At 72.7% G+C, this 12,165-nt stretch carries 10 protein-coding genes; 1 reads left to right on the forward strand and 9 read right to left on the reverse strand.

From position 1 onward, the window contains the following. Nucleotides 1–79 precede the first annotated feature (79 nt). The 9 genes from ACFYWM_RS36065 to ACFYWM_RS36105 form a co-directional block, all read right to left on the reverse strand. On the reverse strand, nt 80–427 hold the full coding sequence (locus tag ACFYWM_RS36065; protein WP_389923449.1) for a bifunctional 3-phenylpropionate/cinnamic acid dioxygenase ferredoxin subunit: 348 nt from the start codon (nt 425–427) through the stop codon (nt 80–82). A 151-nt stretch (nt 428–578) separates the two neighbouring features. After that, nucleotides 579–1,322: a sulfite exporter TauE/SafE family protein gene (locus ACFYWM_RS36070; protein WP_389923452.1), complete on the reverse strand. Its 744-nt coding sequence runs from the start codon at nt 1,320–1,322 to the stop codon at nt 579–581. Between the two features lie 104 nt (nt 1,323–1,426). After that, nucleotides 1,427–2,839 carry a sensor histidine kinase gene (locus ACFYWM_RS36075; RefSeq protein ID WP_389923455.1) on the reverse strand — a complete coding sequence of 471 codons (1,413 nt, stop codon included), beginning with the start codon at nt 2,837–2,839 and terminating at the stop codon, nt 1,427–1,429. Beyond that, nucleotides 2,836–3,525, reverse strand: a complete 690-nt coding sequence (locus ACFYWM_RS36080; RefSeq protein WP_389923456.1) for a response regulator transcription factor — start codon at nt 3,523–3,525, stop codon at nt 2,836–2,838. The genes ACFYWM_RS36075 and ACFYWM_RS36080 overlap by 4 nt, the downstream gene beginning before the upstream one ends. 141 nt (nt 3,526–3,666) lie before the next feature. After that, nucleotides 3,667–5,007, reverse strand: a complete 1,341-nt coding sequence (locus ACFYWM_RS36085; RefSeq protein ID WP_389923459.1) for a cation:proton antiporter — start codon at nt 5,005–5,007, stop codon at nt 3,667–3,669. A 29-nt stretch (nt 5,008–5,036) separates the two neighbouring features. After that, nucleotides 5,037–6,512 (reverse strand): cytochrome P450, encoded by a 1,476-nt coding sequence (locus ACFYWM_RS36090; RefSeq protein WP_389923462.1) that lies wholly within the window; start codon nt 6,510–6,512, stop codon nt 5,037–5,039. Beyond that, complete coding sequence (locus ACFYWM_RS36095; protein ID WP_389923465.1) at nt 6,503–7,669, reverse strand: alpha-hydroxy acid oxidase; 1,167 nt, start codon at nt 7,667–7,669, stop codon at nt 6,503–6,505. Before ACFYWM_RS36095 ends, ACFYWM_RS36090 begins: the two co-directional genes overlap by 10 nt. Continuing rightward, a complete protein-coding gene (locus tag ACFYWM_RS36100; RefSeq protein ID WP_389923467.1) occupies nt 7,669–9,237 on the reverse strand; it encodes an NAD(P)-binding domain-containing protein in 1,569 nt (522 codons plus the stop codon). Before ACFYWM_RS36100 ends, ACFYWM_RS36095 begins: the two co-directional genes overlap by 1 nt. Before the next feature lie 70 nt (nt 9,238–9,307). Next, nucleotides 9,308–10,864 (reverse strand): AMP-binding protein, encoded by a 1,557-nt coding sequence (locus ACFYWM_RS36105; protein WP_389923470.1) that lies wholly within the window; start codon nt 10,862–10,864, stop codon nt 9,308–9,310. Between the two features lie 289 nt (nt 10,865–11,153). On the opposite strand from ACFYWM_RS36105, the gene ACFYWM_RS36110 reads away from it, so the two are divergent. Further along, nucleotides 11,154–11,840 carry a sulfotransferase family protein gene (locus ACFYWM_RS36110; protein WP_389923473.1) on the forward strand — a complete coding sequence of 229 codons (687 nt, stop codon included), beginning with the start codon at nt 11,154–11,156 and terminating at the stop codon, nt 11,838–11,840. Nucleotides 11,841–12,165 lie beyond the last annotated feature (325 nt).

The raw sequence follows: 12,165 nt of genomic DNA on the forward strand, positions 1-12,165 counted from the left end.
CGCGCCGTACTTGTTCACGCCGTACTTGTTCGCGCCGTACTCGTTCGCGCCGTACTCGTTCACGCGGTGCTCGTGATCCTCAGGCCGTCCTCGCGCGGACGCCGGGAGGCAGGTTCGGGGGCTCCTCGGAGGGGACGACGTAGACGGTGCCGTCCTCGACCACCACCCGGTGGGTGCGCAGCGGCAGTTTGGCGGGAGGAGAGCTCGGCCGTCCCGTCCGCAGGTCGAAACTCGACGAGTGCAGCGGGCACTCGATCTCGCAGCCCTCCAGCCACCCGTCGGAGAGGGAGGCGTCCTGATGGGTGCAGGTGTCGTCGACGGCGTAGATCTCGCCGTCCTCGGTGTGGAAGACGGCGATGGGCGGGTCGGCGTCGAGCCGGTGGGCCTCACCCGGCGGTAGGGCCACGAGGGGACAGACAGGGATCATCGCAACAAACCCCGGTTTCGTAAGACGGAACGAGCCGCGCTATACGCAACAGCGTGACCCCGGGGAATCCCGATGTCAAGGGTCGGCACCGGCGCCTATCCCATGGTCACGCGGGGTGTGGTCTCCACGACGGGACGTTCCCGCGGGGGGCTCACGCGTAGGCGTCGAAACCGAGTTTGATCGCGACGAGCAGGCCGCAGGCGGCGGCGCCGAGCCGGAGCGCGCGGCCGGGCAGGCGGCGGGCGATCGGCGGCCCGAGCAGGCCGCCCAGGAAGAACCCCAGCGAGAGCGGCACCACCGCCGACCACTGCACCGGCCCGAAGAGCGCGAAGCCGATCATCGCCACGCCGTTCGCCATCGAGGACACGACGGACTTGATCGCGTTGACCCTGACCGGCGCCTGGTCGAGGACGGCCGAGAGCACCGCGAACATGAGGATCCCGCCCGCGGCCCCGAAGTAGCCGATGTAGACGGCGACGCCGAACAGCGCGGCGCGCGCCGCCCACCCGTCCTCGCCGCCGAAGCTCGCCTCGGCCCTGGGCGGGCGGACCAGCAGCAGCGAGGCGATCACGATCAGCCACGGCGCTATCGCCTCGAACGTGTCGGAGGGGGTCATCAGCAGCAGCGCCGACCCCACCGCCCCGCCGATCACGGTCATCACGCTCAGCCGCAGGACCCTGCCGCCCTGCCCGGTGAGCTCGGGCCGCGACCCGAGCGCCGCGCCCACGCCGTGGAAGGTCAGCGCCACCGTGTTCGTCACGTTCGCGGCCAGCGGCGGCAGGCCGAAGGCGAGCAGTGCCGGGTAGGAGACGATCGACGCCAGGCTCACCACCGTGCCGACCACCCCGGCCAGCGTCCCGGCCCCGAGCAGTCCCAGCACTTGAGCGACGTCCACGGGGTCATAGCCAACCACACGCCCCCGGACGACGTTCCCCGGCCCCCGCCTCCGACCGAGGCCCGCAAACCTTGCAGGACGCCGGTCGGCGCGCCGCTACGGGGTCACGGCCCCGGCCCGGGACCGGAGCGGGCCCCCGGCAGGCCGGGCACCCCCCGCCCCTCCGGACGGAGTCCGCCGTCCAGGTCCCCCGGCGGCGTGACCGGGCGGCCCGCGGGCTTCGGGAGGCACGGGGGCCGCGCCATGCCGCTGGAGTCCGCGGCCTCCTGGGGGTGGTAGGGGGACCGCGCCGTCCCGGCGGGGTCCGCGGGGAGCCGGACGGTGAACACCGCCCCGGCTCCCGGGCGCCCGTCCGCGGTGACGGTCCCGCCGTGGGCGTCCACCACCTCGCGGACGAGGGCGAGACCGAGGCCCAGGCCCGGACCCCCGTTGTGGGACCCGCCGACGAACCGGGTGAAGAGACGTTCGGCGTCGCGGGGGTCGAAGCCCACGCCGTCGTCGCGGACGTCGAGCCGTACCGTCTCCGGGCCGCCGAAGAGAACCACCCGGATGTGGCCGCCCGCGGCGGTGTGGGCGAGCGCGTTGTCGAGGAGCGCGGAGATCACCCTGCGCAGCGCGGACTGCGCCCCGCGCACGACGTGGCCGCCCGGCCCCAGGCGCCGTACCTCGATCGTCACGCCGTGCGCCTCGGCGCGGTCCGCCTCGGCCAGGGCGAGCTCCTCGGCCAGCGCGGCGAGGTCGACCGGGCCGAACGGCCTGCGCAGCTGGCCGAACTGGGCCGACAGCAGCAGATCCTCGACCACGTCGCCCAGCTGCCGGGTGCCGTTCACCAGCCGGTCGACCTCGGCGGCGACGAGAAGCGGGTCGGTCCCCCGCCGCACCCCGCGGGCGACGATCTGGGCGCGGACGTGCAGGCGGGTCAGCGGGGTGCGCAGCTCGTGGCTGACGTCCGCGGCGAACCGGCGCTGACGCACCAGGGCCTCGCCCAGCGGCGCGATCGCCCCTCGGGCGACGATCTGGCCGATCATCAGCGCGGCCATCAGGCCGGTGATCTCCGCGGCGGCGAGCGTGCGCAGCAGCCGGTGCCGCTCCGCGGCCTGGTGGCGCAGGTCCATCGCCACCTGGACCACCACGCCGCCCCGCCACTGGGTGCGTACGAGATAGGACTGCCCGGCGATCTCGACCTGGCCGACCCTGGGCTCGCGTCCGGCCGCGGCCTCGTGCAGCGCGGCGCGCACCGGCAGCGCCGCCGGTGCGCCGGGGGAGCCCGTCACGGTGCCGCCCCGCAGTTCGAACAGCCAGACGCAGGGCGGGGGCCGCGACAGGAGCGCGCGCTGGGCCGCGACGGCCAGGTCGCGCCGCGCGGAGGCGTCCTGGTCGCCGGCGATGACGCAGTAGACCATCACCCCGACGAGCGCGAGCATCACGGAGATCGCGCCCGCCACCTGCGCGGTGATCCGGCGGCGGGCCCGGACCAGCAGGTGACGCTCCGGCTCGTGGGAAGGAGACCTCCTCACAGCCCGCCCAGGCGGTATCCCACGCCTCGCACGGTGCGTACGACGTCCGCCCCCAGCTTGTTGCGCAGGTAGTAGACGTAGGTGTCCACGATCGACTCCGTCCGGGCGCCGTCGAAGACGCGCTGGCGCAGCGAGGCGCGCGTGTGCACCTGCCTCGGACGGATCGCCAGCGCGCGCAGCAGCCGGCACTCCTGGCCCGAGAGCGTCACCTGCTCCCCGGTCGGCAGCCCCACGACCTGGGAGTCGGAGTCCAGCCAGCCCGCGCCGAGCGGCAGCAGGCCGGCGTGGTCGAGATTCCTGCGCAGCAGCGCCCGTACCCTGGCCAGCAGCTCGTCGATCTCGAACGGCTTGACCAGGTAGTCCTCGGCGCCCGCGTCGAGCCCGGTGACCCGGTCGGCGACCGTGCCGAACGCGGTCAGCACGAGCACCGGCACGGTGACGGCCCGGCGGCGCAACCGCGTCAGCAGCTCGATGCCGTCGACCGCCGGGAGGCCCCGGTCGACGATCATCGCGTCGTACGGGCGGCTCAGGCCCAGGTGCAGGCCGCGCTGCCCCTCCAGGGCCAGGTCGACCGTGTATCCCTGCTCGGTGAACAACCCGACCAGCATGTGCCCGAGCTCGCGGTCGTCCTCGACGAGGAGCAGCCGTCGAGCGGACGGGCCGGATGTCCCCGATGTCACAGCCACAAAAGAACCGTGGCATTCCTCCCGCCGAATTACCAGAGTTCTCATGATAATTGAAAATTACACGGTAATGCTCGCAGCGTATTCGGGTAATCACGAAGCGATATACATGCTGCGTTCGGAGCATTCCACATATTCGGGCGATCAGGAGGAATGGGACTTCTCGCCCTGTTCCTCCAGGGAGCGCGGATCCGGGTCGGCGGGGCCGGATTCGTGGGCACGTTCGAGACGCTCCGGCAGCGCCAGCTTGTACAGCGGCAGGGCTCCCGCGGTGGTGATGATGGCCACGAGCACGAGGATGCCGAAGAGCTCCTGCGTTATCATGCCCTGCGCCAGGCCGATGTTGATGAAGATGAGGATCATCAGCCCCCGCGCGTTCATGAGCGCCCCCACCGCGTAGGACTCGCGCCAGCCGAATCCCAGGGCCCTCATCGACAGCGAGCAGCCGAAGTACTTCCCGCAGAAACCCGCGGCCAGGATCGCGACGAACGCCAGGAGCATGGGACCGCCGGCGATGCCGTCGAGATGGGTGTTCAGTCCCGAGAAGGTGAAGAAGACCGGCAGCAGGAGCGTCGAGACGACGTCCATCATGCGGCCGTGCAGCGCCTTGCGGAACACCGGGTCGCGGGGCATCGCCAGTCCGGCGATGAAACCGCCGAAGACCGCGTAGACCCCGATCCAGTCGGTGAGCCAGCCCGCCACGAGGGGGACGAGGACGACGACGTACATGGCGTCGGCGCCGATCCGGCCGGTCCGCGCGACCCTCTCGCCCAGGGGCCGCAGCAGCGGCGCGCCCACCTTCAGCATCACCACCGCGAACAACGCCGTCAGGGCGATGGTGCGCACCGCGTCGCCGGGGCCCGCGTCGAGGTGCATCGCCGACAGCACGGCGAGGAGGCACCAGGCGATGGCGTCGTCGACCCCGGCCGCCACCAGGGTCAGCTTCCCGAGGGGGGAGTTCTCCAGGCCCCGCTCGTACAGGATCCTGGCCAGCATGGGGAACGCGGTCAGCGACAGCGCTCCCCCGACGAACAGGGCGAACTCCCACCGGCTGACGTCGGGGCGCGACAGCATGTCCCACAGGAGCAGGCCGGCGCAGGAGCCGAGGACCAGGGCGGGGACGATACCGGAGATCGCCAGCGTCGCCGCCCTGCGGCCCTCGCCGGGCGGCGACGTGCCGTGGTCCAGCCCGGCGCCGACCAGGAACATGTACAGCGTCAGCCCGATGGTGCTCAGCACGTACAGGACCGGCCTGACCTCGGCGGGGAACACGGCCGCCTGGGCCTCGGGGAACAGCTGCCCGAACAGCGTCGGGCCGAGGAGGACGCCGGCGACCATCTCGCCGAGGACGCGCGGTTGCATCAGCATGATCGCCAACCGGCCGCATATCGCCGCGGCCAGCAGGATGACGGCCAGGGCCGGAAAGACCTTGAGGATCAGTTCGAGGTTCGGGTCACCGGCGGTGACCTGTGCCAGGGTGGGCATAACCGTTTCTCCGCTCGTGGTCCGGACGATCATCTGCTCTCCGCGGCGGCCGGACGGTCGGCCTCCGCGAAGTGGTGCTCGCACAGCCGCTGCCTGCGCGCGTCCCAGACCATGTAGGTGCCGAGGACGAGCTGTACGAGGCTGCGCCAGACGTCCTCCCAGCGGTCGCGGAACCGCACGAACCGCAGCGTCGCCCGATGGGCCGCCCCCTCGGGGACGCCCCGCGGGACGAGCAGGCACGGTCCCCGGTTGGGCATCGACCGGGTGTGGGAGGCGGAGGAGTGGAGGGTGTACGCGCGCAGGACCTCCCGCGCCGCGACCCGCATGGTGATCGGCGCCAGCCGCCAGGCGGGGCAGGGACGGTTGGCGGCTACGCCGAACGGGATGTGGTTGAGCTCCCTGACCTTGGGCGAACGGTCCGGCCCTGGGCAGGCCTGGCCCGAACGGTCCGGCTCCGGGCGGGCCTGGCCCGAACGGTCCAGGTGCGCGTAGTTCGAGTGCGAGCGGTCCGTGCCGAAACGGCCGGGATCGAAGCGGTCGGGGTCGGTGAAGCCCTCGCGGTGGAAGGCGGGGTAGTCGAAGCACAGCACCGAGCCGGCCGGGATCGTCGTGCGCCCGTCGAGGGGGATGTCGCCGGTGGTGACGCGGTGGGCCACCCCGAAGAGCGGGTAGAGCCGCAACGTCTCGGAGATGACGCGGTCGAGGTGGCGGTCGTCGCCCCGTTCGTCGTCCGCGAGGACCCCGGCCTGGGCGTCCGGGTGCTGGGCGAGGACCATCAGCAGGTGGGCCATGGCCTCCGACATCTGGACGACCGCGGTGTTGAAGAAGGCTCCCTGCAGGTAGAGGGCCTGCTCCCGGTCGGACAGTCCCGCCGGGAGCCGGTCCCGTACCTTGGGCAGCAGGCCGACGAGGTGCCGGGTCAGCCGGTCGCGCCGGTCCATGTGCCGCAGCCCGCAGCACTTGAGCGCGGTGACGACGTCGTCCGCGTTGCCCACGATCAGGTCACGCGCCGTCGGCGGGCACGGCTCGCCGAAGACGAGCTCGTAGTAGAACTCCGCCCAGACCGGCATCATCAGGTCGCGCAGCCGGACCAGTCCCCCCGCGTCCCGCAGCGCGCGGGCGACGCAGCGGCGGGCGAGCTCCTCGGCCTCCACGCGCGGCACGGAGAGGAAGCCGCGCGTGGCGCGGGCGACCGCGTCGTACCGCTCCCCCGCCTCGATGTGTTCCTGGTGCATCTCGGGACCCGGCGACAGCCAGTACCAGAACAGGTCCGACAGCGCGGCCCCCCTGCTCCGCCCTCCGGCCGCCGGGTGGGAGTAGATCTCCCTGAACCTCTCGACGCCGACCAGGTCCCCGGGGACGGTGATCCCCTCCTCCCCGTTGACCCGGGCGAAGACCCGCGACCGCAACGCCACGACCCTGGCGGGGAGCCATCGAGGCAGGCTCAGCACGGTGGCGGCGGCGACCGCGACCGCCACCGCCCTGACGGGCGCGGTCACCGGCATGACCGTCGCACCATGCCCGGGTCGAGGTCGTGGACCGACGCGCAGCCGCACAGGGTGAGCGCGTGCTCGACCTCCGAGCGGAGCAGGTCGAGCACGCGGGTCACGCCGCGCTCGCCGTCCGCGGCCAGGCCCCAGATCACCGGGCGGCCGACCGCGACCGCGCGGGCGCCCAGCGCCACCGCCTTCAGGACGTCGGTGCCGCACCGGACGCCTCCGTCCATCAGCACCGGGACGGCCCCGCCGACGGCGGCCACGATCTCCGGCAGCAGGTCGACGGCGGCCGGGACCGTGTCGAGCTGGCGACCGCCGTGGTTGGAGACCAGCAGCCCCGAGACACCGTGGTCGAGCGCCAGGCGCGCGTCGCCGGGATGCGCGACGCCCTTGAGGACGATCGGGAGCGCCGTCATCTCCCTGAGCAGGCCGATGTGCTCCCAGGAGATCTCCGGCGACATGACGATCGGCCGTACCCGCCCGCCGTCGCGCAGGTTCTCGCAGGCCATCCCCTCGGGCAGGTCGTGGAAGCCGTGGTGGCGCTCCCGGTCCCGCAGGCCGCGGGCCGGTGAGTCCACCGTGACGACCAGCGCCCGGCACCCGGCCGCCTCGGCGCGCCGCACGAGCGTCTCGGTGAAGGCCATGTCCGGCTGGACGTAGAGCTGGAACCACAGGGTGGCCCCGGGCGCCACCGCGGCCACGTCCCCGACGGCGACGGTGGAGGCCATGCTCACGATCATGATCGTCCCGGTGGCGGCCGCCGCCCGCGCGGTGGCCCGCTCCCCCTCGGGGTCGGCGAGCCGGTGGAACGCGGTCGGCGCCACGAGCACGGGCATGGCCGCCCGGTCACCGAACAGGGTGACGTCCGTCCGGGGTCTCCCCGCGCCGCGCAGCACCCTCGGCAGCAGGGAGAGCCTCCCGAACGCGGCCTCGTTGGCCCGTACGGTGACCTCGTCCCCGGCCCCGCCCGCGAAGTAGCCGTAGTACTCCGGGGCGAGGCGCGCGCGGGCCGCGGCCTCGAACTCGCGCGGGGTCAGCGGAGCCTCCGGAAGCGCCAAAGCCTTCGGAACCGCCAGGGCCTCCGGGACCTCCGGGGCCGCACGTGTTCTCGCGTCCGTCACGTGCGGGGAGCGCTCGCCCTCCGCGTACGGCGTCCTCGCGTCCATCACGCCGGGATCGAGGCGGCCTGGCGGGCGAAGAAGGCACGGAGCGGTTCGACGTGGGTCTCCGGGGAGGTCCACTCGTTCTCCAGGTTCTCGGTGACGTGGTGGACGGCCGGCGGCGCGCCGGGCCGGTGGTGCCGCACCACCGGGTGCAGGTAGTGGCCCTCGGCGGCGCGCTCGGCGTCGTTCTGCCGGATCCGGCCCACCCCGATGTCGAAGGGGTCGATCTGGTCGTGCTCGGGCCCGTACTCCAGCGTGATCGTGAAGTGGCCGCCGTCGCCGATCGGCGGGCCCTCCAGGTCGACCGGCAGCTCCTCCAGGTAGCGCGCCCCGCCGTGGCCGTCGAGGACGATGACGTCGCCCAGCAGCCCGAACTGCTGCCACAGCGCCGAACTGCGGTTGACGCGTTCGAGCACCGCCGCCGCGAGCGCCTCCGGGTCGGCCGGGAGCTCGCGGCCGGGCCACCCGGCGCCGTGGTACCTGCTCTCCAGGAGGCGGTGCAGCGCCCGGGTGCCGTACCGGAAGCCGTGGATGAACCCGCTGGTGCCGCGCTTGAAGTCGCGGGACTGCGTCACGGTCCCGGCGAAGTAGAGATCGGGCACGTTGACCGACTCGTAGGCGGGGGTGAGCGCGGGGAACCTGTCGCGGATCGTCAGCTCCGGACGGCACTCGTCGGAGAAGATCGAGGCGTCGATCCGGAAGCCGGTGCAGACGACGACCCTGTCGTACGGGATGTCCTTGGTGACCTCGTCGGCGCGGACGAAGCTCACCGTCACCAGGTACGAGCCGTCGGCCTGGCGCTCGATCCGCCTGACGTCGCCGTCCAGCACCGCGTTCTGGGACTTGAGCTGGTAGGTGTCGAGGAAGTTGTTGTTGACCGCGCGCAGGTGCCCGACGAAGTGGGTGCGCCAGGCCAGCCGGAGGGAGTTCGGCCCGGCGACGTGGATCACCGCGGCCGTCTCGACCAGGCTGTCGGCCGTCTCGAACGCCGAGTTGCCCTTGCCGATGACGAGCACCCGCTGGTTCACGAATCCGGACGGGTCGGTGGTGAAGGTGCCGTAGGGTTCGGCCGTCTCGATGCCCGGTATCGGCGGGACGTTGGGCCGGCTGACCCCGGTCGCGACGACCAGCCGCCTGGCCTCGTGGGTCCGCCCGCGCTCGTCGGTCACCAGGAAGTGGCCCGTGCCGGGGTCGCGGGTGACCCGGGAGACGCGGGCGTCGTAGGTGACGCGCAGGCCGCAGGCCGCGGCGAAGTCGGCGAGGTAGCGGACCATGTCGTCGGCCTCGGGGAAGTAGCGGTCGCTGTAGCGGGTGAACAGCAGGCCGGGGTCGTCCGACAGCAGCGAGTTCCAGTCCATCCGCAGGTTGAGCTCCGGGTCCTCCGACCCGGTGTGCCTCTTGTTGATCGAGATGAGCTGCCGGTGGCGCGGGAAGGTTCGGAAGAACGTGCCCGGCGCGGGGCCCGCCTCCAGGATCAGGTAGTCCCGCCCCGCCTTTTCGAGGAAGTACCCCAGTTGCAGCCCCGCAGGGCCGGCACCGATCACCACGTAGTCCAGGGCGTTGTTCGGCACGGACACCTCCGTCACAGCGATCTGGTCGAACGGACGTCCCCAGTGTTGGCGGGGAATTCTCAGAGAACGATCAGAGAACCCGCGGGTCGAGCAGTTCCAGCAGCGCGCGCTTGTCGGGCTTGCCGCTCGCGGCGACCGGGACGGAGGGCAGCGTCGTGATCGTCCAGGGGACGCTGCCCTCGCCGAGCTCGACGCCCACCAGCGCGGCCAGCTCCTCGTGGTCCGGTACCGCGCCCTCGGCCGGCACGACGAACGCGTGGACGGCCTCTCCCGTCAGCTCGTCCGGGGCCCCGGTCACGTACGCCTCGGCGATGTCGGGATGGCCGCTCAGCACCCGCTCGACGGCTCCCGCGTACACCACCATCGCGTTGACCATGATCACGTCGCGGGTGCGGCCGACGAGGTGCAGGAAGCCCTTCTCGTCCAGGCGGCCGAGGTCGCGGGTGCACAGCAGGCCGTCCCGCAGGGTCTCGCGGGTCTCCTCCGGATCGCCCCAGTAGCCCGACATCAGGTACGGGCTGCGCACGTGGATCTCACCGGTGTCCCCCTCGGCCACCTCGCGGCCCTCCTCGTCGAGCACGCTGACCTCGACGTTCGGGATCGGCCGCCCCACCGAGGACAGGACGTGGTCCGGGCCCCCGGCGATGTCCCCGGGGGTGAGCACCGAGATCAGGCCCGCCTCCGTCTGCCCGTACCCCTGGTAGACCACGGGGCCGAGCCGGTCCACCGCCTCCGCCAGGCGCCCCGGGCCGATCGGCGACCCGGAGACCATCAGCGCGCGCAGGCAGCCGACGTCGACCGGCTCGTCCCTGAGCAGGTCGAGCATCCGGCACAGCCTCGGCACGGTCACGATGGAGCCGGTGATCCGGTGACGTTCGATCGCGTACGGGAACAGGGGCCGCCCGTCGTCCTCGGGGATCACCGCGGTGCCGCCGCCCAGCAGGCACAGTCCCAGGAATTCGATGACCACCATGCTGGCCAGGGTGCCGAACAGCATGTAGCGCCCGAAGCCGGCGGCGAGCTCGTCCGCGACCGGGGACCACAGGCGGGGCTGCCACGACCAGTGCTCGCCGAGCGCGCGGTAGGTGATCGCGCAGCCCTTGGGGCGGCCGGTGCTGCCGCTGGTGAAGGTCAGGGCGGCCACGTCGTCCGGACGGGCCGCGACGACGAGGGGCCGCCCCTCGCCGGTGTGGGCGAGCAGGTCGATCATCGGCGTCGGCGCCGGAGGACACGGACCGAGCGAGAGCAGCGTGACGGGCCCGGCGGCCCGGAGCAGCTCCGGCGTCACGGTGGACCGGTCGACGAGGAGGGCGTCGATCCCCGCCCCGAGCACGTGGGCGAGCTGCCCGGCCGGGTAGCCGGGCCGGACGCCCACGACCCGGCAGCCCAGCGCGTGGGCGGCCATGTGGGCGGCGAACGCCTCCGGGGAGACGGCCGTGCGGACGGCGACGGCCCGGCCGGGGCCCAGACCGGCGTCGCGCATCGCCTCCGCCAGCCGCCCGATCGTCTCCAGCAGCTCACCCCGCGAGACGATCCTGTCCCCATGCTCGAAGGCCGGGTCCCCGGGCGAGCTCCGCAGCGCTTCGAGAAGGGGGTGCGGGAACGGCGGCTCGGCGGGACCACTCATGGTCGGCTCCTCTGGTTTCACGCGGGTCGGCGTCTTCGCGGTTCCGGATCTCTTCGGGGTCTTTCCCCGGCCTCCTCCGAGGCGTTTCCGGGCCCCTGCGGCGGGTTTCCGGACTCGCCCGAAGCGGTGTGCCGTCGTATAACCGGTATGTCGCTCACCACGAAGCTAGACAGCGCAGATCAGAGAATCATCAGAGCTCCCGCCCGGGACGGGGACGACCGCAGGAAGGCCGTCCGGGCTCCGGGGAGCGACCATCGACGTACCACCGGGACACCGAGGGGAGCACGACGTGAAGGTGATCGGCGCGGGCTTCGGCCGGACGGGCACGACGGCGCTGAAGGCGGCGCTGGAACTGCTGGGCCAGGGCCCCTGCTACCACATGTCCGTCGTCATCGAGGAGCCGCACCGGATCCGCCAGTGGCTCGACATCGGGGAGGGCCGCGCCCCCGACTGGGACGAGGTGTTCACCGGCTTCCGGTCGACGCTGGACTGGCCCGCCGCCGCCTACTGGCGGGAACTGGCCGGGCACCATCCCGACGCGAAGGTCATCCTCACCGTCCGCGACCCGCAACGGTGGTACGACAGTGTCAGCACCACCGTCTTCGCGGGCTTCCTCGCGAAGGGGGCGCCGCCACCGCACCGCCGGGTGATCAGGTGGCTGGTGGCCCGCCGGGTCCCGGACTTCGCCCTCTACCCGCGCATGGCGAGGGCGACCGTCGTCGACCGTGTCTTCGACGGCCGCGTCGGCGACCGCGCGTACGCCGTCGAGGTCTTCGAACGGCACGTCGCCGAGGTGCGGGCCGCGATCCCGCCCGACCGGCTGCTGGTCTTCGACATCCGGGAGGGATGGGCGCCCCTGTGCGAGTTCCTCGCGGTCCCCGTCCCGGCCGAGCCCTTTCCCCGGGTCAACGAGCGCGCGACGTTCCGGCGCGGACGGTTCGGCAGGCAGCTGCGCCTGATACTCCTCGGACGCTGAGCCTGCGGCTTCCCCGCCTGCCCCGGCTCCCCCGCCGGACCGGGAGGGGTAAGCCTTGTCGGCGGCCACCGCGGCAGGGCGGGTGCGCGGGCGGCCGACGGCCGGACCTTGACACGAGCCGGGACGGCGAACCGCCGCGCGGGCGGATCCCGCTGATCCCAACCTCGCACGAGCCGGGACCGCGAACCGCCGCGCGGGCGGATCCCGCTGATCCCAGCCTCGTACAGGCCCTAGGGCCTGTACGGACTTCGGATCTTTAGATGGGTTGAAGGCTTCGGAGCCACACGATGGCTCCGCGTAGATGAAGGCCCGCGAGGTAGCTTTC

Source organism: Streptosporangium sp. NPDC002721, assembly GCF_042888905.1.
Lineage (GTDB): Bacteria > Actinomycetota > Actinomycetes > Streptosporangiales > Streptosporangiaceae > Streptosporangium.

Excerpts from the sequence above, each read along its gene's own strand:
- ACFYWM_RS36105 (WP_389923470.1), bottom strand. The coding sequence starts at position 10,864 with ATGAGTGGTCCCGCCGAGCCGCCGTTCCCGCACCCCCTTCTCGAAGCG.
- ACFYWM_RS36065 (WP_389923449.1), bottom strand. The coding sequence starts at position 427 with ATGATCCCTGTCTGTCCCCTCGTGGCCCTACCGCCGGGTGAGGCCCAC.
- ACFYWM_RS36090 (WP_389923462.1), bottom strand. The coding sequence starts at position 6,512 with ATGCCGGTGACCGCGCCCGTCAGGGCGGTGGCGGTCGCGGTCGCCGCC.
- ACFYWM_RS36095 (WP_389923465.1), bottom strand. The coding sequence starts at position 7,669 with ATGGACGCGAGGACGCCGTACGCGGAGGGCGAGCGCTCCCCGCACGTG.
- ACFYWM_RS36085 (WP_389923459.1), bottom strand. The coding sequence starts at position 5,007 with ATGCCCACCCTGGCACAGGTCACCGCCGGTGACCCGAACCTCGAACTG.